Below are 20,020 nucleotides of genomic sequence, written 5' to 3' on the forward strand. Positions count from 1 at the left end.
ATCGACATGGGGTACACCTCATCAGATTCCTGCTGGTCAAAAAACCAGCAGGAAGGTTGGGGTACCCGGGTCAATTTTCGGTCGGCATCAGCTCGAAAAGTGGGTCAGTTTTGGATCGGCCTCAACACCGTAAGAAGGGCGAACGCCTCGAAGTAGCGCGCTGCGCCGGCCATCAAAGCTGCAACACGCCGATGACGGAACGCCGTCGGAACAGTGCGCAGGTGGACTGAAATGGACGTGGATGGACTGCGGAACGCCTACGGAACACATGTGCCGCAAAAAAGCACAAAAAAGCCCAATTCAGCGGGAATCGGGCTTTTTTGCAACTGCTTGTTTTTCTGAAACTTGTGGTGGGCGGTACAAGGATCGAACTTGTGACACCTGCCGTGTGAAGGCAGTGCTCTACCGCTGAGCTAACCGCCCGCCGTGAGCGCGAGATTCTAGGGGGAGAAGCGGGGCGGGTCAATGGCTGGCGCGGGCGTGGCCCCCCGAACGGAAGGGCCGGCTGGTGGATGGTGGCGTGCGTGAAGGGTTGTAAACTCGCCGCTCTTTCAACGTCGAAACGCCGCGCCATGGACTTTCTCAGCACTCAATTTGCCCACATCCTGCATGCGCTGCAGAATTTCCAGCTGACGCCGTGGAAGATCGTGGGCCTGCTCGGCTCGGTGATGTTCACCAGCCGCTGGTTCGTGCAGCTGTACTACACGCGCAAGCACAAGCGGGTGGTGATGCCGCTGTCGTTCTGGTGGCTGTCGGTGACGGGTAGCGCGTTGTTGTTGGCATATTTCACCGTCGGCAAGAACGATTCGGTAGGCATCATCTCGAACTTCTTCCCGGCCTTCGTCTCGGTCTACAACCTGATCGTGCACCTGCGCCATCAGAAGAACAGCGTCACCGGCGACACGATCGCCTGACGGGTTGATGATGTGGTTGGTTCCAGGCGGGCGGGTTTTATCTGGGGTTATTCGGGATCGTAGTCGAGGTTGGATGCCAGCCAGCGTTCGGCTTCGGCCAGGGTCCAGTCCTTGCGTCTGGCGTAGTCCTCGACCTGTTCCTTCCCGAGTCGGCCGACCACGAAATACTGGCTGTCCGGATGCGAGTAGTACCAGCCGGAGACGGCCGCGGCGGGGTACATCGAGAAGCCCTCGGTGAGTTCGATGCCGGTGTTGCGGGTGGCGTCGAGCAGGGCGAACAAGGTGGTTTTCTCGGTGTGGTCGGGGCAGGCGGGGTAGCCCGGTGCGGGGCGGATGCCGCGGTATTTTTCGGCGATCAGTTCGTCGTTGCCCAGCACCTCGTCTGGTGCGAAGCCCCAGAACTCGCGGCGCACGCGTTCGTGCATGTGTTCGGCGAATGCCTCGGCGAGACGGTCGGCCAATGCTTTGAGAATGATCGAGGAGTAATCGTCGTAGTCGGCCTGGAAGCGGGCCAGGTGCTCCTCGATGCCGATGCCGGCGGTGACCGCGAAGCCACCGATCCAGTCGGGCTTGCCGAACTCCTTCGGTGCGATGAAATCGGCCAGGCACAGGTTGGGCCGTTCGATTGGTTTGTCGGCCTGCTGGCGCAGGCTGAGCAGGGTGGCCAACCGCTTCGTACGGGTGGTATCGGTGTAAACCTCCACGTCGTCGCCAACGTTGGCAGCAGGCCACAGTCCGATCACGGCGCGGGCAGTCAGCCACTTCTCGGCGATGATCTTGTCCAGCATCGCCTGTGCGTCACGGAACAGCTCGCTGGCCTGGGTGCCGACGACTTCGTCGGTGAGGATGGCCGGGTAGTGGCCGGCCAGTTCCCACGCCTGGAAGAACGGCGTCCAGTCGATGTACGGGCGGATCGTGGCGAGGTCGTAGTCGTCGAACACGGTGACGCCGGGCCGGTCCGGCTGCGGCGGCTGGTAGGCGGCCCAGTCGCAGCGAAAGCGCTGCGCGCGGGCTTTTTCCAGCGGCACCAGTTGCTTGCCGGGGCCGCGGTTGCGGTGACGTTCGCGCACATCGGCGTAGTCGGCGCGCACCTTGGCGAGGAAATCCTCGACCAGATCCTTGCTGACCAGCGATTGCGCCACGCCGACCGCACGCGATGCGTCCTTCACCCACACCGTGCCGGCCTTGTAGTGCGGTTCGATCTTCAGCGCGGTGTGCGCACGCGACGTGGTGGCGCCGCCGATCAGCAGCGGGATGTGGAAGTCCTGCCGCTGCATTTCGCGCGCGACCTGGCTCATTTCCTCAAGCGACGGCGTGATCAGGCCTGACAGGCCGATCATGTCGGCCTTCTCGGCGATGGCGGTTTCCAGGATCTTCTGTGCCGGCACCATCACGCCCAGGTCGATCACCTCGAAGTTGTTGCAGCGGAGCACCACGCCGACGATGTTCTTGCCGATGTCGTGCACGTCGCCCTTGACCGTGGCCATGATGATCTTGCCGTTGTTCTTGCCGGTGTCGCCGGTGCGCAGCTTTTCCGCCTCGATGTACGGCAGCAGGTAGGCCACCGCTTTCTTCATCACGCGGGCGGATTTCACGACCTGCGGCAGGAACATCTTGCCGGCGCCGAACAGGTCGCCGACCACGTTCATGCCGTCCATCAGCGGACCTTCGATCACGTCGAGCGGGCGCGTCGACAGCTGGCGCGCTTCCTCGGTGTCCTCGACCACGTACTGGTCGATGCCGTGCACCAGCGCATGGCTGAGCCGCTCGCGCACGTCCTTCTCGCGCCACGCCAGCGTCTCGACCACCGCTTCGCCACGCTTGCCCTTGTAGTTGTCGGCGATCTCCAGCAGCCGCTCGGTGGCATCGTCGCGGCGATTCAGCACCACGTCCTCGACGCGCTCGCGCAGCGGCGGGTCGATATCGTCCATGATCGTCAGCGCGCCGGCGTTGACGATGCCCATGTCCATGCCGGCGCGGATGGCGTGGTACAGGAATACCGAGTGGATCGCCTCGCGCACGATGTTGTTGCCGCGGAACGAGAACGACACGTTGGAGACGCCGCCGGAGATGTGGCAGTCGGGAAAGCGCTTCTTCAGCTCGCGGGTGGCTTCGATGAAATCCACCGCGTAGTTGTTGTGCTCCTCGATGCCGGTCGCGATGGCGAAGATGTTGGGATCGAAGATGATGTCTTCGGGCAGGAAGTCCAGTTTCTTCGTAAGCAGCTCGTACGCGCGCGAGCAGATCTCCACCTTGCGGTCGCGGGTATCCGCCTGGCCTTGTTCGTCGAACGCCATGACCACGGCGGCGGCGCCGTATTGCTGCACCTTGCGCGCCTGTTCGAGAAATGCGGTTTCGCCTTCCTTCATCGAGATCGAGTTGACGATGCCCTTGCCCTGCAGACAGCGCAGGCCGGCCTCGATCACCGTCCATTTGGACGAGTCGATCATGAACGGGACGCGGGCAATATCGGGTTCGGACGAGATCAGGTTGATGAAGCGGGTCATCGCCGCCTCGGAGTCGATCAAGCCCTCGTCCATGTTGATGTCGATCACCTGCGCGCCGCTGGCGACCTGCTGGCGGGCGACTTCGACGGCTTCGTCGTAGCGGTCTTCCTTGATCAGCTTCTTGAACTGCGCCGAGCCGGTGACATTGGTACGTTCACCGACGTTGATGAACAGCAGGTCGGGCGTGATGACCAGCGGTTCGAGGCCGGACAGGCGGGTGTGACGCGCCATGTCAGGCGGCCTCCGCTTGATCGGCGGATGGCAGCGCACGCGGTGCGAAGTCGCGCACTGCCTCGGCGATCGCCTTGATATGGGCCGGCGTGGTGCCGCAACAGCCGCCGACCAGGTTCAGCAGGCCGTCGCGGGCGAAGCCCCTGATCACCTCGGCCATGTGCTCGGGCGCCTCGTCATAATCGCCGAACGCATTCGGCAGGCCGGCGTTCGGATGGGTGCTGACATAACTCTCGGCGAGGTTCGACAAGGTCTGGATATGCGGACGCAGATCGTCGGCGCCGAGCGCGCAGTTGAAGCCCACCGACAGCGGCCGCGCATGGCGCACCGAGTAATAGAACGCCTCGGCGGTCTGTCCCGACAAGGTGCGGCCCGAACGATCGGTGATGGTACCGGAGATCATCACGGGCATCCGCGCGCCACGCTGGTGGAACAGCTCGCTCAGCGCGAACAGCGCGGCCTTGGCATTCAAGGTATCGAAGATGGTCTCGACCATGATCACGTCGGCGCCGCCGTCGATCAGGCCGTTGGCGGATTCGGTGTAGTTCTCCGCCAGCTCCTCGAACGTGACGTTGCGGAAACCCGGGTCGTTGACGTCCGGCGACAGCGAGGCGGTGCGGCTGGTCGGGCCGAGCACGCCGATCACGAAGCGCGGCCGATGCGGCGTTTTTGCGGTCATCGCGTCGCAGGCGGCACGGGCGAGGCGGGCGCCTTCCAGGTTCAACTCGTGCGCCAGGTGCTGCAGCTTGTAGTCGGCCTGGCTGATCCGGGTCGAGTTGAACGTGTTGGTCTCGATCAGGTCGGCGCCGGCTTCCAGGTACGCATCGTGCACGCCGCGGATGATCTCCGGCTTGGTCAGCGTGAGCAGGTCGTTGTTGCCCTTGAGGTCGCAGCCGCCGGGATGGGCGTGGTTGTCGTGGAGGTGCGCATGGCCGTCGTGGCCGTGTTCGAAACGCTCGCCGCGAAAACCGTGTTCGTCCAGTTCATGCGCCTGCAGCATGGTGCCCATGCCGCCGTCGAGGATCAGGATGCGCCGGTGCAGCGCCTGTTCCAGCAGGGCGACGCGTTCGGGGTGGAGCCAGGGCAGGGTACTCATTTCACTTCCTTCGGTTAAGCATCTCTCCGGGGGGAGAGCGGTGTTCAAGCGGGCTTGCGCGCCAGCAGGCTGATCACTTCGAAGTGCGGAGCCTTGCGTTCGCGGCTGAGCCGGTTGCAACTCAATACCTCGAGTCCCGCGGCGCGCGCGTAGCCGTCGAGCTGTTCGCCGCTGAAGCCGAGATTGCGATGGTCGAACGGCTCGACCACGGCACGGTGATCGTGCTGGCCCAGCGTCACCGCGAGCAGACGGCCGCCGGGGCGCAGCAGTCGCGCCGCCTCGGCCACTGCTTTGGCGGGATGCTCGGCGTAGGTCAGCGCGTGCAGCATCAGCACCAGGTCGAAGCGCTGCGCGCCCAAATCCAGTACATGCATGTCGCCCTGACGCACCTGCACGTTGGCGAATGGCTTGAGCCGCTTGGTCGCGGCCTCGACCACGCGATCGCTTGAATCGACGCAGACGATGGAGTGCGCGTGTGGCGCCAGCAGTTCGGCCGTGATGCCGTCGCCGGAGGCGATGTCCAGCACATCGCCGGTGCCCAGCAACTGCAGCAGCGAACGCGCCAGCGTCTCCCAGGTGCGGCCGGGCGAATAGTGGCGCTCCATGTCGCCGGCCACGGTATCGGCCCAGCCTTCTTCGCGCGCTCGGTTCGCCAGCACGCCGGGCAGGCGTGCGCTGTCTTCGCGCAGCAAGGCGTCGTCGATGCTCTCGCGCAGCGAGCCGAGCAGGCTGTGCTGGGCGGCGTCGCCCTCGTTGTTGGCGCGGTAATAAGCCGACACGCCGGCGCGGCGGTCGCGCACCAGGCCGGCTTCCTTCAGCTTGGCCAGGTGAGTGGACACGCGCGGCTGCGCCAGGTGCAGCACCGCGGCCAGCTCGGCCACGGTGAGCTCCTCGTGTTCGAGCAGCGCCAGCAGGCGCACCCGGGTAGGGTCGGCCAGTAGCCGGAGCACGCTGGAGGCGGTGGCCAGATCCATTAGGGCGTGCCCTCACATGCCAAGCAGCCCGCGCCGGGAGCTGTTTGCCCGCAGGACCAGGAAGAACGAAGGAGTGTATGTCGATACACGACCGAGTGATGACGCCGGCCTGTGGGCAAACAGACCCGGCCCTTCGGGTTGCTCCGTTGTGGCTGCCATGCGGCAGCGCGCAGCTTGGTCGGGGGGGCACCCTGACCGGCGCCACGCACTGCCGCATGGCGGCCACAGCGGAGCAACGCGGACTGCTTGGTATGTGAGGGCACGCCCTGCCATCCTTGTATCGCGATAAAGAGATAACAAGTCTGGCCTTGGTTTGCCGGGGCGTCAAGCGAAGCGGGGTTTTGCATTTGTAGGAGCGCACCCTGTGCGCGAATGCCTCACGGTTGCTGCTTGAGAGCTTTCGCGCACAGGGTGCGCTCCTACACGGATCAGCAGCCACCACCAGCAGGCACGACGCCGGTTGCGCGGACCGCTAGAATAGTCGGCTGGCCTGCAGCCTCCACCAGTTTCCGTCTTGATCAGCCGACCGTACGCGGCGCCGGGAGTAGTACATGGATTTCCGTTTCACTGAAGACCAGCTGTCGATCCAGTCGATCGCCCGCGATTTCGCGCAGAAGCGCATCATGCCGGTGGCGGCGGAACTGGATGCTCGGGGCGAGTTTCCGCTGGACAACATCCGCGAGATGGGCCAGCTCGGCCTGATGGGCATCGAAGTGCCGCACGAGTACGGCGGTGCCGGCATGGATCCGATCGCCTACGTGCTGGCGATGATCGAGATCGCTGCGGCCGATGCCGCCACCGCCACCATCATGTCGGTGAACAACTCGCTGTTCTGCAACGGCATCCTCAAGCATGGCAACGAGGCGCAGAAGCAAAAGTACGTGCGTGCGATCGCCACCGGCGAGGCGATCGGTGCGTATGCGCTGACCGAGCCGCAGTCCGGCTCGGACGCTTCGGCCATGCACACCCGCGCCAGCAAGAACGCGGACGGCGACTGGGTGATCAACGGCAAGAAGAGCTGGATCACCTCCGGCCCGGTGGCGCGCTACATCATTCTGTTCGCCATCACTACGCCGGGTATCGGCGCCAAGGGCGTGTCGGCCTTCATCGTCGACACCCAGCTGCCCGGCTTCCACACTGGCAAGATCGAGCCGAAGCTGGGCATCCGCGCCTCGGCCACCTGCGAGATCGAGTTCACCGAGTACGTCCTGCCGAAGGAAAACCTGCTGGGCGCGGAAGGCAAAGGGTTCTCGATTGCGATGGGCGTGCTCGACGCCGGCCGCATCGGCATTGCTTCCCAGGCAGTCGGCATTGCCCGCGCCGCGTACGAGGCGACATTGCAGTGGTCGCGTGACCGCAAGGCGTTCGGCGCGCCGATCGGCACCTTCCAGATGACCCAGTCGAAGATCGCCGACATGAAGTGCAAGCTGGATGCGGCGACCCTGCTGACCTTGCGTGCCGCGTGGACCAAGGGCGAAACCGAAAAGCACGGTGGCCGCTTCGGCACCGAGGCGGCGGTGGCCAAGCTCACCGCATCGGAGGCGGCGATGTGGATCAGCCACCAGGCCGTGCAGATCCACGGCGGCATGGGCTATTCGAAAGAGATGCCGCTGGAGCGCTATTTCCGCGACGCCAAGATCACCGAGATCTACGAAGGCACCAGCGAGATCCAGCGGATGGTGATCGCACGCGCGGAAACCGGCTTGCGCTGACAGTACCGTGGTAGGAGCCCGCTAGCGGGCGATGCTCTTGCTCTGATTTTTCCTACCCAACATCAGAGCAAGAGCATCGCCCGCTAGCGGGCTCCTACGTTTATTTTATTTCAACTTCCGCGGTGCGGATCCGAGTCGAACGACTGCATGCCGTTGCGGCTTTGCGCGGCCGGCGGTACATCGCCGTCCATCTTGTCGCCGAGCAGGCGCCGCACCACCACGTAGAACACCGGGATCAGCAGCACGCCGAGAAAGGTAGCGAACAGCATGCCGCCGATCACGCCGGTGCCGATCGCATGGCGCGCGTTGGCGCCGGCGCCGCTGGAGATGAACAACGGGAACACGCCGAGAATGAAGGCCAGCGAGGTCATCAGGATCGGCCGCAGTCGCAGTCGGGCTGCGTCGACGGTGGCTTCGCGCAGCGTGCGTCCGGCCTGCTGCTCGGTCACTGCGAACTCCACGATCAGGATCGCGTTCTTCGCAGCCAGCCCGATCACCGTGATCAGGCCGATCTTGAAGTAGATGTCGTCGGGCAGGCCGCGCAGCAAGGTGAACAGCACCGTGCCGAGCAGGCCCAGCGGCACTACCAGCAGCACCGAGACCGGGATCGACCAGCTCTCGTACAGCGCCGCCAGCGCCAGGAACACGATCATGATCGACAGCACCATCAGCAGCGTGGCGGCATTGCCGGAAAGGATTTCCTGGTAGGACTGGCCGGTCCAGTCGAAACCGAAGCCTTTTGGCAGATCATTGGTGACGATCTTCTCCATCTCGTTCATCGCTTCGCCCGAGGCGTGCCCCGGCGCCGGCGAGCCGACGATTTCCACCGCCGAGTAGCCGTTGTAGCGGGTCAGCGAGGGCGACGCGACGTTCCAGCTGGTGCGCACCACGTTGGACAGCGGGATCATCTGCGGCGTCGTGCTGCCGCTGGCGGCCGGAGCGGGCGTGAAGATGTGCTGCAAGGCTTCCGGTCCCATCCGGTAGGGCGCATCGGCCTGCATGATGACGCGTTTGACGCGGCCGCCGTAGGTGAAGTCGTTGACGTAGACCGGCGCCAGCATCAGGCCGATCGCGTTGTAGATGTCGCCGACCTGCAGGCCCATCGCCTGCGCCTGCACGCGATCCACATCGAGATGCACCTGCGGCGAGTCTTCCAGCGAGTTCGGGCGCACGCCGGTCAGCAGCGCATCCTGGCCGGCCTTGCCCAGCAGCGTGTTGCGAGCCTGGGTGAGCGCGTCGCGGCCTGCACCGCCACGGTCCTGCAGATACATGTCGAAGCCGCCGAACTGGCCCAGTCCCTGTACCGTGGGGATGTTGGCCACGAAGATGCGGGCGTCGTGCACCTGCTGCAGTTCGCCGTTCGCGCGCTGGATGAACTGCGCGGCGGTCACGTCGCGCTTGGCCCAGTCCTTGAGCTTGATGAAGGCCATGCCGGCATTCTCGCCCGAGCCGATGAAGCTGAAGCCGGTGACCTGCAGCACGCCTTCCACCGCGCTGTCCTTGTTGAGGATGTCGCGCATCTGGGCCATCACGGCGCTGGTGCGCTGCTTGGTGGCGCCCGGAGGCAACTGGATCACCGACAGCGCATAACCCTGGTCTTCTTCCGGCAGGAAGCTGCCGGGCAGTCGCGTGAACAGGAAGCCGCCGAGCGCCGCGATCAGCACGAAGGCCAGCATCCAGCGCGGCGCGTGGCGCACGGCACCGCCGATGTGGCCGGTGTAGGTGTGCGTGGTCCAGGCGAAGAGCTCGTTGAACTTGCGGAACACGATGTTCTTTTTCCTGTCGTGCTCCGGCTGCAGGAAGCTGGCGCACAGTGCCGGCGTGAACGACAGCGCGAGGAACGCCGAGAAGCCCATCGACACCGCGATGGTCAGCGCGAACTGCTTGTAGATCACGCCGGTGGCGCCGGGTTGCAGCGACGACGGCACGAACACGGCCGCCAGCACCACGGTGATCGCCACGACCGCGCCGGTGATCTGGCCCATCGCCTTGCGCGTGGCGTCCTTGGGCGACAGGTTTTCCTCGGTCATGATGCGTTCGACGTTCTCGATCACCACGATGGCGTCGTCCACCACGATGCCGATCGCCAGCACCATGCCGAACAAGGTCAGCTGGTTGATGGTGAAGCCGAGCACCAGCATGCCCAGGAACGTGCCGAGCAAGGCGACCGGAATCACCAGGGTCGGGATGATCGTGGCGCGGAAGTTCTGCAGGAACAGCAGCATCACCAGGAACACCAGGAAGATTGCCTCGACCAGCGTGTGCATCACCTCGCTGATCGAGATCTTGACGAAACTGGTGCTGTCGTACGGGCTGAACCAGCTCACGCCCTGCGGGAAGCTGGGCGCCAGTTCATCCATTTTCGCGCGCACCGCCGTGGCCACGTCCAGCGCGTTCGCGCCGGGCAGCAGCTGGATCGCGAACGCGCCGATCGGTTTGCCGTCCCACTGGGTATCGAATCCGTAGTTGTTCGGGCCGAAGCTGATCCGCGCCACGTCGCCGAGGGTGACGGTGGTGCCGTCCGGATTCGCGCGCAGGATGATCCCTTCGAACTGGGCGGGCGTGGTGAAGCGGCCTTCGGTCGAAACGGTGGCGCTGAAGCCCTGGCCGGGCAGCGCCGGATCGGCGCCCAGCGAACCGGCGGCGAACTGCACGTTCTGCGCCTTGACCGCAGCCAGTACCTGGCTGGCCGACAAGCCGTAACCCTGCAGCTTGTCCGGGTTCAACCAGATCCGCATCGCATATTCGGCGCCGAACTGCTGGGTGCTGCCGACACCGGGCACGCGCGAGATCTGGTCGAGCACCTGCGAGCCGACGATGTCGTTGAGGCGATCGCGGTCGATGTTCGGGTTGTCCGATTTCAGCGCCACCACCATCAGGAATCCGGCGTTGGCCTTGGCCACCACCACGCCTTGCTGGGTCACATCGGACGGCAGGCGCGGCGTGGCCAGGGCGACCTTGTTCTGCACCTGCACCTGGGCGATGTCGGGATTGGTGCCGTTCTCGAAGGTGAGCGTGATGTTGGAGCGACCGTTGGAGCTGGACGACGAGCTGAAGTACAGCAGATGGTCGATGCCGGTGAGCTGCTGCTCGATCACCTGGGTGACGGTCTTTTCGGTGGTGTCGGTGCTGGCGCCGGGATAACTGGCGGACACCGTCACCGACGGCGGGGCGATCGTCGGATACGACTCCACGCCCAGGTTGAGGATGGCCAGTACGCCACCCAGCGAAATCAGGATGGCGACCACCCAGGCGAAGATCGGGCGATCGATGAAGAAACTCGGCATGGTCTGGGCTCCGTTACTTGCCGCCAGAGGACGGGCTTGCGGCGGTGCCCGGGGCGCTCGCCGAGGGCGACCCGCCAACGGGCGCCGCATGCCATGGGCTGGCCTTGGCCGGTGCACCGGCCTTCACGTTCTGGATGCCCGACACCACCACCCGGTCACCCGCGGCAAGGCCGTTGGTAACCACCCAGTTGCCGCCGCTCATGTCGGCCGTGGTGACACCCTTGCGCGCCGCCCTGCCGTCGGTGCCGACGGTCATCACATAGGCGCCCACGGTGTCGCGCTGCACCGATTGCTGCGGGATCAGGAACACCTTGTTCTGCTGGCCGAGGTTGGCCTTCAGCGTCACATACATGCCGGGCAACAAGCTGCGCTTCGGATTGGGAATCGTCGCGCGCAGGTTGACCGAGCCGGTGGCCGGGTTGACCGTGGTGTCGGAGAAATTCAGCACACCCGGCTCGCCGTAGGCGCTGCCGTCGGGAAGGGTGATCTGCACGCTGGCCTTGTCCGGTTCGGCGAGGGTGACGTTGCCGCTGCTCTGCGCGCGACGCATCTGCTCCATGGAGGCCACGCTCATGGTGAAGTTCACGTACAGCGGGTCGATCTGGTCGACGGTGGTGAGCAAGGTCGCCTCGCCGCTGCCGACCAGCGCGCCTTCGGTGACCTGCTGCTGGCCGGCACGGCCGTCGATCGGCGCAGTCACGTCGGCATAGCCCAGGTTGATGCGGGCGCTCTGCACATTGGCCTGGGCCGCCTGCACCGCGGCGGCCGAGGTGCGTTCGGCGGCCAGCGCATTGTCCAGGTCCGACTTGGACACGTAACCCTTGGGTGCCAGCTCGCGCACGCGCTGCGCGGCGATCCTGTCATTGGTGTAGGTCGCCTGCGCCTGCGCCAGCGCGGCCGAACTGGCGGCCAGCGCCGCCTTCAGCGGGGCCGGATCGATCTGGAACAACAACTGGCCCTTCTTCACGTCGGTGCCTTCGTCGTACACGCGCTTGAGCAGCACGCCCGGCACGCGGGCACGCACATCGGCGCTGCGATACGACGACAGCCGACCGACCAGGTCGCGGGTCAGCGGCGAGTTTTGCGGTTGTGCGGTGATCACGCCCACTTCCGGCGGCGGCATCTGCGGCGGACCTTGCACCTTGCCGCAGGCGGCCAGTGCCAGCAGGCTCAGGCACAACGAGGGCGTGCGCAGTAATGGGGACTTCATGGGAGCTCCGGAACTTGCTTGATCGGGGATAGGGGGGGAGGCGGGAGGCGCTGCGGCAAATCGAGGGAATCAGATACCGCATCGCGACCGTACTGTCCCGTGTCATAGGTTTGGTCGGATCGTGGAACCTGCGGGATTCGATGTCGGTGCCGTCATTCAAAGCACGCTGTCTTCGTCTCGACCATCAGGCTATACCGGCCAGTTTACAATTTAACGGCCGCAGGAATCCAGCCGTTGACATGCATGCTGAAGCTGTGGACACACGCGTCCACTGCATTTTTCCGATGCTGCATCGGAGTTGTCGCCGGTGATCGAGACCCATGGCGCGTGGGTGTCATTGCGATGGTGACGATGCGCCGAAGACATCACGAAGCATGCCGGCATGAGCACGTCGATGACCTGTCTCGTCATCCGCGAGTGATGTCGCAATTCACTCGATCCATCCGGTTGGGCAGGGTGCGAACTCCGCTGCGCGGGTGGATTCGCCCTGCCGCGCAGCGTATCCTTCCAAGGCTTTTTCTCCCCATTCTCAAATCCTGTCTCCACTGACTAGCAGATGCCATGAATGCGACCCATGCGGCGAACGATTCCTCCCTTCCGTCGGTAGTGCTTGCAGAGCTGGAAAAAGGCGGTTTGTCGCCCCAGCGACTGAATGAGGCGCAAGTTTTCTGCCGGGCGTTTTTCGCCCGCGTCGGGGCCGGCGACGTGACCTTGCACACGACGGTGCAATGGGCGGCGCTGGTCGGCGGGCTGCTGGAGTTCATGCAGCAGCGCCAGGCCGCCCGCGCCACGGTGCGTGTGCTCAGTCCGGCGGACGTGCATGCCGGGCGCAGCCTGCTGCAGATCGTCACCGACGACATGCCGTTCCTGGTCGACACGGTCAGCATGATCGTGTCGACCGGGCTGCAGATCCACGCAGTGATCCATCCGGTTGTGAAGGTGGTGCGCGATGCGTCCGGTCAGCTGCAAAGCCTCAGCGACGAGGCGGGTGCGCCCGAATCCATCATGCACTTCGAGATCGACCGGGTCGCCGACGCCGCCGAGCAGGCGCAGCTGAAGGCGCAAATCGAGGCCGCGCTGGAAGATGTGCGGCTGGCCGTGAACGACTGGGCGGCGATCCGCGACAAGGCGTTGGCGATCGCCAACGAACTGCCGCGGCGCCAGTTGCCGCTGGATGCGGCGTCCGTGCAGGAAGCCAGCGAATTCATGCGCTGGCTGGCCGACGACAACTTCACCTTCCTCGGTTACCGCGAGTACGAAGTCACCGACGCCGACGGCGATCGCGTGCTGCGCGCGGTCGAGTCCTCGGGTCTGGGCATCCTGCGCGGACGCGAACGCTCGCTGGCGCCGCGTTCGCTGCGCACCCTGGCCGCCAGCGAGCTGCCGCAGTCCGGTTCGACCGACGCGATCATCCTGACCAAGACCAACGCGCGTTCGCACGTGCACCGCGCCGGCTACATGGATTACATCGGCGTGCTGCAGTTCGGCGCCGACGGCCGGGCCGTGGCCGAGCAGCGTTTCCTCGGCCTGTTCTCGTCCAATGCCTACATGGCGCGTCCGCAGGACGTGCCGCTGGTGCGGCACAAGGTCGAGGCGGTGCTGGCGCGTTCGGGGCTCAAGCGCGACTCGTATTCCGGCAAGTCGCTGCGCCACACGCTGGAAACGCTGCCGCGCGAAGAGCTGCTGCAGAGCAGCGAGGACGAATTGTTCGCCACCGCGATGGGCATACTCGAACTGCGCCAGCGTGCGCATACGCGGTTGTTCATGCGGCGCGATCGCTACGGCCGCTTCTTCAGCTGCATGGTGTTCGTGCCGCGCGACCGCTTCAACACCTCGGTGCGCGAGCGCATCGAGAACCTGCTGGGTACGGCGCTGCACGCCGAGCAGAGCGATTCGTCGGTGCAGATGGGCGAGGCCGCGCTGGCGCGGCTGACCATCGTGGTACGCCCGAAGATCGGCGACCGGCCCGTCTATGATCTGGCGGAACTGGAGCGAGGCGTCGCCAGCATCGTGCGCAACTGGCACGACGAGGTGCGCGACGCGCTGGTGCGGCAGCGCGGCGACCATGAAGGCGTGGTGCTGGCCAACCGTTTCGCGAAGGCGCTGCCGGCCGGTTACGTGGAAGAGGTGAGTCCTGCCGTAGCCGCCGAAGATGTGTATCAACTGTCGCTGCTGGAAGGCGACAATGCGTTGCGGATGTCGTTCTATCACCCGCCGAGGGCACCGGAATCGCTGCGCTTCAAGGTGTACCGCTCGGGCGGCGACATCGCCTTGTCCGAAGTGTTGCCCCAGCTGGAGAATCTCGGCCTGCGCGTGCTCACCGAGCATGTCTACGACATCCCCGGCGATGCGCCACGATCGATCCAGGACTTCGAAGTGCAGCCGGTCGGCAAACTGACCTTCGGCGTCGAGCAGGTCGGTACGTTGTTCGAGAATGCGTTCGAGCAGATCTGGCGCGGCAATGCCGAGAACGACGGTTTCAACCGGCTGGTGCTGGGCGCCAAGCTCAGCTGGCGCCAGGTGGCGATGCTGCGCGGCTATAGCAAATACCTGCTGCAGACCGCCGCCACGTTCTCGCAGGCCTACATGGAAGACACCCTCAACCGCTATCCGGCGGTTGCCGGCCTGCTGGTGGAACTGTTCCTGGCCAAGTTCGACCCTCGCCGCGAGGCGCTTTCCGCCGACGAGTTGAAGGCCGCGGGTGCCACGCTCACGACCGAGATGCAGGCCTTGATTCCGGCCAACGTGCAAACCGCGCATCCGGCGTTGATCGACGGCTTGAGCACGGCGCTGTCACGCCCGCGCGACGAGCAGATCCAGGTCGTCGAAAGCGCGATCGCCGTGCTGCTGGAGAACGTCGCCAGCCTCGACGAGGACCGCATCCTGCGCAGCTTCGTGGGGTTGATCCGCGGCACCTTGCGCACCAGCTTTTTCCAGCAATGGGGCGGCGCGTACCGCGACTACATCAGCTACAAGATCGACTCGCACAAGATACCCGAGCTGCCCAAGCCGGTGCCGTATCGCGAGATCTGGGTATGCGCACCGCGTGTCGAGGGCATCCACCTGCGCTTCGGCGCGGTAGCTCGCGGCGGCCTGCGCTGGTCGGACCGGCGTGAGGATTTCCGTACCGAGGTGCTGGGCCTGGTCAAGGCGCAGATGGTGAAGAACACGGTGATCGTCCCGGTCGGTTCCAAGGGCGGCTTCTTCGTCAAGAAGCCGCCGGTGGCCACCGGAGGGCCGGGCGACCGCGACGCGCAGCTGGCTGAAGGCATCGCCTGCTACCGCCTGTTCATCAACGGCCTGCTCGACATCACCGACAACCTGATCGAAGGCAAGGTGGCGAATCCGCACGACGTGGTGCGCCACGACGCGGACGATCCCTACCTGGTGGTGGCGGCCGACAAGGGCACCGCCACGTTCTCCGACATCGCCAACGCGATCTCGATCGAACACGACTACTGGCTGGGCGATGCATTCGCCTCGGGCGGCTCCAACGGTTACGACCACAAGGGCATGGGCATCACCGCGAAGGGTGCATGGGAATCGGTCAAGCGCCACTTCCGTTCGCTCAACCGCGACTGCCAGACGCAGGACTTCACCTGCGTCGGCATCGGCGACATGTCCGGCGACGTGTTCGGCAACGGCATGCTGCTGTCCGAGCGCACCCGCCTGCTGGCGGCGTTCGATCACCGTCATGTATTTCTCGATCCGAACCCGGATACCGTGCGCTCGTTCGCCGAGCGCCAGCGCATGTTCAAGCTGCCGCGTTCGAGCTGGGACGACTATGACAAGTCCTTGATCTCGGCCGGCGGCGGCGTGTACCCGCGCAGCGCCAAGTCGATTCCGGTTTCGCCGGAAATGCGCGCCGTGCTGGGGCTCAAGCCCGACGTGACGCAGCTGGCGCCGGCCGATCTGCTCAGCGCGATCCTCAAGGCGCCGGTCGACCTGCTGTGGAACGGCGGCATCGGTACCTACGTGAAGTCGTCCGCGGAGACGCATACCGACGTGGGCGACCGCGCCAACAACGCGCTGCGCGTCAACGGCGGCGAGCTGCGCTGCAAGATCGTGGGCGAGGGCGGCAACCTGGGCATGACCCAAAAAGGCCGCATCGAGGCGGCACAGCACGGCGTCCTGCTCAACACCGACTTCATCGACAACTCCGCCGGCGTGGACACCTCCGATCACGAGGTGAACATCAAGATCCTGCTCAACGACGCGGTCCAGCGCGGCGAGCTGAGTTTCGATGCGCGCAACGCGCAGCTCGCCGCGATGACCGACGAGGTCGGCCAGCTGGTGTTGTGGGACAACTACCGGCAGAACCAGGCGATCACCTTGATGGAGCACCAGTCGGTGAGCCGTCTCGGATCGATGGCGCATTTCATCCGCACGCTGGAAGCCGAGGGCACGCTGGATCGCCAGGTCGAGAACCTGCCGTCCGACGCCGACCTGACCGAGCGCAAGAGCCGCGGCCTGGGCCTGACCCGGCCGGAGCTCGCGGTGCTGCTGTCGTACGACAAGATCCGCCTGTACCAGCAACTGCTCGATTCCGACGTGCCGGAAGATCCGTACCTGTCCAAGGAACTGATGCGCTACTTCCCCGAGCCGCTGCACGTGAAGTACGCCGAGCACATGCAGCGCCATCGCCTGAAGCGCGAGATCATCGCCACCGCGGTGACCAACTCGACGATCAACCGCATGGGCGCCACCTTCATGATGCGCATGCAGGAAGACACCGGCCAGCGTCCGGCCGCGATCGCCAAGGCGTATACCGCGGCGCGCGAAATCATCGAGGCGCGCGAACTGTGGGCGCAGATCGAAGCGCTCGACAGCCAGGTCGCCGAGGACACCCAGATCGACGCGATCAAACAGATCTGGTCGCTGCTGCGCCACCTGACCCGCTGGCTGCTGAATCGTCCGGGCGGCTCGCTGGATATCGCCGCCAATGTCGAGCGTTATCAGGACGGCGTGTCGGCCCTGCGCAAGGCGTTGCCGGAGGTGCTGACGCCGACCGGCAAGGGCGATTTCTCCTGCACCCAGGAAAAATGGGAAGGCCTCGGCCTGCCCGCCGATCTGGCGCTGCGGCTGGCCCGCACGCCGGAGCTGCGCGCGGCGCTGGACATGGCCGAGGTGGCGCAGCAGAGCGGTCAGCCGATGGAGAAGGTGGCCGGCGTGTTCTTCGAACTCGGCGAGGCACTGGACCTGGAATGGCTGCGCGACCAGATCGAGGCGTTGCCGGTCGAAGGCCACTGGCATGCACAGGCGCGCGGCTCGCTGCTGGACGAGCTCAACCACCAGCACCGTGCACTGGCACTGCAGGTGCTGAGCCTGACCGGCGCGCGCAAGGACATTTCGCCGGTGCAGGCCTGGCTGCAGCGCGACGATCCCTCGTTGCAGTACACCCGCAGCATGCTGGCGGAAATCCTCACCCAGAACGCGGACTACCCGATCGCCTCGGTCGCGGTACGCCGGCTGGCCCAGCTGGCGCAGGTGCCGGTGGGCTGAGCAACCGCCCGCCGTCATGCGGTTCAGAACGCCCGGTGCCTGCAAAGTCTCCGGGCGTTCCAACATGCAGTATTTGTAGGAGCCCGCTGGTGGGCGATGCTTTGGCTCTTGGTGGTTGTTTGAAGCGAAGAGCTTTCGTGCGCCATTGGCGCCCGAGTCACTTTCTCTTTGCGTGCTCAAAGAGGAAGTAACCAAAGAGTAAAGAGTCAATTGGTTGGCGGGGTCATCGGTAGAATTCTGTAGTTCTTGCTGCCGCAGAGCGCATTCCAAAGGGGTTTGTTCGAATAGCGTCACGCTCAGGATCTGTAGAATTTCGTAGAGTGAAGCCTTCAGGTGAAGGCGCTTGCTCACGATGGCGATGAGCACGTAGACCGCAACGGCAATCCACACCTGGGTCTTCACGGCATTGAGTGAGGTGCCGAAGAAGGCCTTGATATGCAGGTGCTGCTTGATCCATTTGAAGAAGATTTCGATCTGCCAGCGATGGCGATACAAGGCGCTGATCGTCGTTGCTGGTAGTGCGAAGTGGTTGGTCAACAGAACGATGGATTGACCGCTGTCAGGATCGCGCACACGCACGCGGCGCAGGACACTGGGATACTTCGCGCGAATCACATCACGCAGCAGCACCACGGTCTGATCGCAACCGATCAGGCGGCGATCCGCCACCGGCTGGAAATAACGTCGACGCACGCGTAGGTTCTTCTTGGTGCGCATGAGGAAGAACGCGCCCTCGCAGTGGAAGTGGTACAGACGCTCGAAGTCGAGGTAGGCGCGATCCATCACATGGATCGCGCCGGGCTCGGGATCCAGCTCGTCGAGCATGTGCACATCGTGCTGGCGCGACTCGGAAAAGCTGATCACCGTGGGGATGGCGCCGCTTATGTAGAGCAGCGTATGCAGCTTGAGGCCACCACGACCAGGCTGCATGGCACGTGCCCACGGGAACACCGATAGGCAAAGCTCGATCGTGGTCGAGTCGAGTGCATAGGCCGTATGGGCCAGCTCGATATCGAGCGGATCGTTGACATAGAGTCGTCGAGCCGTCGTGATCAGGCCTTGTGCAAACTCGGCATAGATACGCCAGTCACGCTGTTCGTTGGCATCGGCCAACGTACTGCGTGCCACGCGACCGCGGATGCCCAGGTGATAGAGCTTGGCTTGGTGCGCGCGCAGGCAGATCTCGATATCGCGCAAGCTTTCGTGCCCGCTGAGCTGAGCGAAGGCCATGCACAAAAACTGGTCGAGACAGGTAAAGCGTTTCACGTAGCGATCGCCGTCGTACTTCGCGACGAGGCGTCGGAACGTATGCATCGGCAGATGCCACATGAGCTGCGTGCATACAAACTGGCCTTCGTGCATGGCGACGCCCTCCCGGTGAGGTCGTCCAGCCTGAGGCCTGCACGGTTGAAATCGCTAACACCCCCGGAACTGTCATTTTTTGACGCTCAATCAGCGGCTTGCTGAGATCGCCGGGCACTTTCCCCAGACAGCACTGGGCCACGCAAGAAAAAAGTGACTCGCCCTCCGCAGAAGGACGATCGCTCTTCGCTTCAAACCAACCAACCAAGACCCAGAGCGAGGGCATCGCCCGCCAGCGGGCTCCTACAAGAAATCCGCAAGGTGAGTGACTCGAGCGCCAGAGGCGCACGAAAGCTCTTCGCTCCGAATCCATCAACCCAGAGCAAAGGCATCGCCCGCGAGCGGGCTCCTACGGTAAGCTCGTGCGACTGCCACTACGTGCCGATGCCCATGCGTTTTGCCTTCGTCGCCAGCGATACCAGCGTCGCCCAGCAGGCGTGGCGCAAACTGGTCGATCGTTACGGCGATGTGCCGCCCGAAAAGGCCGAGTTGATCGTGGCGCTGGGCGGCGACGGTTTCATGCTGCGCACCTTGCATGCGTACCGCGAGCTGGAAGTGCCGGTCTATGGCATGAAGCTGGGCCGGGTCGGCTTCCTGATGAACAAGCACAAGCTGGACGGCTTGCCGGAGCGAATCGCGCGCACGCATACGGCGTCGCTGTTCCCGCTGCAGATGCAGGTCACCGATGCGGCAGGCAATGAACACTCGGCGTTGGCGTTCAACGAAGTTTCACTGTTGCGCCAGAGCAACCAGGCCGCGCACCTGGAAGTGCAACTCAACGACATCGTGAAACTGGCGACATTGATTTGCGATGGCATCCTGGTTTCCACCCCGGCAGGCTCCACCGCTTACAACCTGTCCGCGCATGGCCCCATTCTGCCGCTGGATGCGAACGTGCTGGCACTCACCCCGATCAGTCCGTTCCGCCCGCGCCGCTGGCGCGGCGCGATCCTGCCGCATCGCACGGAAGTGCTCCTGCGCGTGCTCGATCCGGCCAAGCGTCCGGTCAGTGCCACCGCCGATTTCCACGAGGTGCGCGATGTGCGCACGGTCTCGATCAGGCAATCCGGCGGGCAGGGCGTGCGCCTGCTGTTCGATCCGGAACACAACCTCGAACAGCGCATTCTCGACGAGCAGTTCGCGGCGGAATGAAAAAATTCAGGAGTGAGTGGAGAGAGAAGCTCCTCTCGTTGCTCGCTCCTCTTCACTCATTCCTCGCTCTATG

10 protein-coding genes, 1 tRNA gene and 1 pseudogene are annotated in these 20,020 nt (G+C 64.5%); 5 read left to right on the forward strand and 7 right to left on the reverse strand.

The features are described from left to right. Positions 1 to 230 (forward strand): hypothetical protein (locus ACFPPB_RS17660; RefSeq protein WP_377329512.1); only part of this gene is annotated, 230 nt, incomplete at its 5' end. 118 nt (positions 231 to 348) lie between these two features. On the opposite strand, the gene ACFPPB_RS17665 is transcribed toward ACFPPB_RS17660, so the two are convergent. Further along, positions 349 to 423: transfer RNA gene (locus ACFPPB_RS17665), tRNA-Val, on the reverse strand. Between the two features lie 149 nt (positions 424 to 572). Between ACFPPB_RS17665 and ACFPPB_RS17670 the strand changes: the two genes are divergently transcribed. Further along, entirely contained in the window at positions 573 to 914 is a 342-nt protein-coding gene (locus tag ACFPPB_RS17670) for a lipid-A-disaccharide synthase N-terminal domain-containing protein (RefSeq protein ID WP_377329514.1), read from the forward strand. Between the two features lie 47 nt (positions 915 to 961). Here ACFPPB_RS17670 and metH read toward each other — a convergent pair whose 3' ends face one another. Genes metH through ACFPPB_RS17685 form a run of 3 tightly spaced genes read right to left on the reverse strand, consistent with a single transcriptional unit; the run spans position 962 to position 5,722 of the window. Further along, complete coding sequence (gene metH / locus ACFPPB_RS17675; RefSeq protein WP_377329516.1) at positions 962 to 3,652, reverse strand: methionine synthase; 2,691 nt, start codon at positions 3,650 to 3,652, stop codon at positions 962 to 964. A 1-nt stretch (position 3,653) separates the two neighbouring features. Further along, positions 3,654 to 4,748: a homocysteine S-methyltransferase family protein gene (locus ACFPPB_RS17680; protein ID WP_377329518.1), complete on the reverse strand. Its 1,095-nt coding sequence runs from the start codon at positions 4,746 to 4,748 to the stop codon at positions 3,654 to 3,656. A gap of 44 nt (positions 4,749 to 4,792) precedes the next feature. Next, positions 4,793 to 5,722: an ArsR/SmtB family transcription factor gene (locus tag ACFPPB_RS17685; RefSeq protein ID WP_377329520.1), complete on the reverse strand. Its 930-nt coding sequence runs from the start codon at positions 5,720 to 5,722 to the stop codon at positions 4,793 to 4,795. Positions 5,723 to 6,273: 551 nt separating this feature from the next. Here ACFPPB_RS17685 and ACFPPB_RS17690 point away from each other — a divergent pair. Continuing rightward, on the forward strand, positions 6,274 to 7,434 hold the full coding sequence (locus ACFPPB_RS17690; RefSeq protein ID WP_377329522.1) for an acyl-CoA dehydrogenase family protein: 1,161 nt from the start codon (positions 6,274 to 6,276) through the stop codon (positions 7,432 to 7,434). Between the two features lie 110 nt (positions 7,435 to 7,544). Here the strand turns inward: ACFPPB_RS17690 and ACFPPB_RS17695 are convergent, their stop codons facing one another. Both ACFPPB_RS17695 and ACFPPB_RS17700 read right to left on the reverse strand, forming a co-directional pair. Next, complete coding sequence (locus tag ACFPPB_RS17695) at positions 7,545 to 10,721, reverse strand: multidrug efflux RND transporter permease subunit (RefSeq protein ID WP_377329524.1); 3,177 nt, start codon at positions 10,719 to 10,721, stop codon at positions 7,545 to 7,547. A gap of 13 nt (positions 10,722 to 10,734) precedes the next feature. Continuing rightward, the gene (locus tag ACFPPB_RS17700; protein WP_377329526.1) at positions 10,735 to 11,931 is read right to left on the reverse strand and encodes an efflux RND transporter periplasmic adaptor subunit; all 1,197 of its coding nucleotides are present in this window, start codon (positions 11,929 to 11,931) and stop codon (positions 10,735 to 10,737) included. 561 nt (positions 11,932 to 12,492) lie between these two features. Between ACFPPB_RS17700 and ACFPPB_RS17705 the strand changes: the two genes are divergently transcribed. Continuing rightward, positions 12,493 to 17,433, forward strand: coding sequence for an NAD-glutamate dehydrogenase (locus ACFPPB_RS17705; protein ID WP_377329528.1), 4,941 nt, complete (start codon positions 12,493 to 12,495; stop codon positions 17,431 to 17,433). A 192-nt stretch (positions 17,434 to 17,625) separates the two neighbouring features. On the opposite strand, the pseudogene ACFPPB_RS17710 reads toward ACFPPB_RS17705, so the two are convergent. Continuing rightward, positions 17,626 to 18,795, reverse strand: a pseudogene (locus ACFPPB_RS17710) (IS4 family transposase); the annotation flags it as partial. A 390-nt stretch (positions 18,796 to 19,185) separates the two neighbouring features. Here ACFPPB_RS17710 and ACFPPB_RS17715 point away from each other — a divergent pair. Continuing rightward, entirely contained in the window at positions 19,186 to 19,947 is a 762-nt protein-coding gene (locus ACFPPB_RS17715; RefSeq protein WP_377329530.1) for an NAD kinase, read from the forward strand. Positions 19,948 to 20,020 lie beyond the last annotated feature (73 nt).

The sequence above is a fragment of the Rhodanobacter terrae genome, from assembly GCF_042657005.1.
Classification (GTDB): domain Bacteria; phylum Pseudomonadota; class Gammaproteobacteria; order Xanthomonadales; family Rhodanobacteraceae; genus Rhodanobacter; species Rhodanobacter terrae.

Coding starts and splice junctions, on each gene's coding strand:
- ACFPPB_RS17705 (WP_377329528.1), top strand. CDS start 12,493: ATGAATGCGACCCATGCGGCGAACGATTCCTCCCTTCCGTCGGTAGTG.
- ACFPPB_RS17715 (WP_377329530.1), top strand. CDS start 19,186: ATGCGTTTTGCCTTCGTCGCCAGCGATACCAGCGTCGCCCAGCAGGCG.
- metH (WP_377329516.1), bottom strand. CDS start 3,652: ATGGCGCGTCACACCCGCCTGTCCGGCCTCGAACCGCTGGTCATCACG.
- ACFPPB_RS17670 (WP_377329514.1), top strand. CDS start 573: ATGGACTTTCTCAGCACTCAATTTGCCCACATCCTGCATGCGCTGCAG.
- ACFPPB_RS17685 (WP_377329520.1), bottom strand. CDS start 5,722: ATGGATCTGGCCACCGCCTCCAGCGTGCTCCGGCTACTGGCCGACCCT.
- ACFPPB_RS17690 (WP_377329522.1), top strand. CDS start 6,274: ATGGATTTCCGTTTCACTGAAGACCAGCTGTCGATCCAGTCGATCGCC.
- ACFPPB_RS17700 (WP_377329526.1), bottom strand. CDS start 11,931: ATGAAGTCCCCATTACTGCGCACGCCCTCGTTGTGCCTGAGCCTGCTG.
- ACFPPB_RS17695 (WP_377329524.1), bottom strand. CDS start 10,721: ATGCCGAGTTTCTTCATCGATCGCCCGATCTTCGCCTGGGTGGTCGCC.
- ACFPPB_RS17680 (WP_377329518.1), bottom strand. CDS start 4,748: ATGAGTACCCTGCCCTGGCTCCACCCCGAACGCGTCGCCCTGCTGGAA.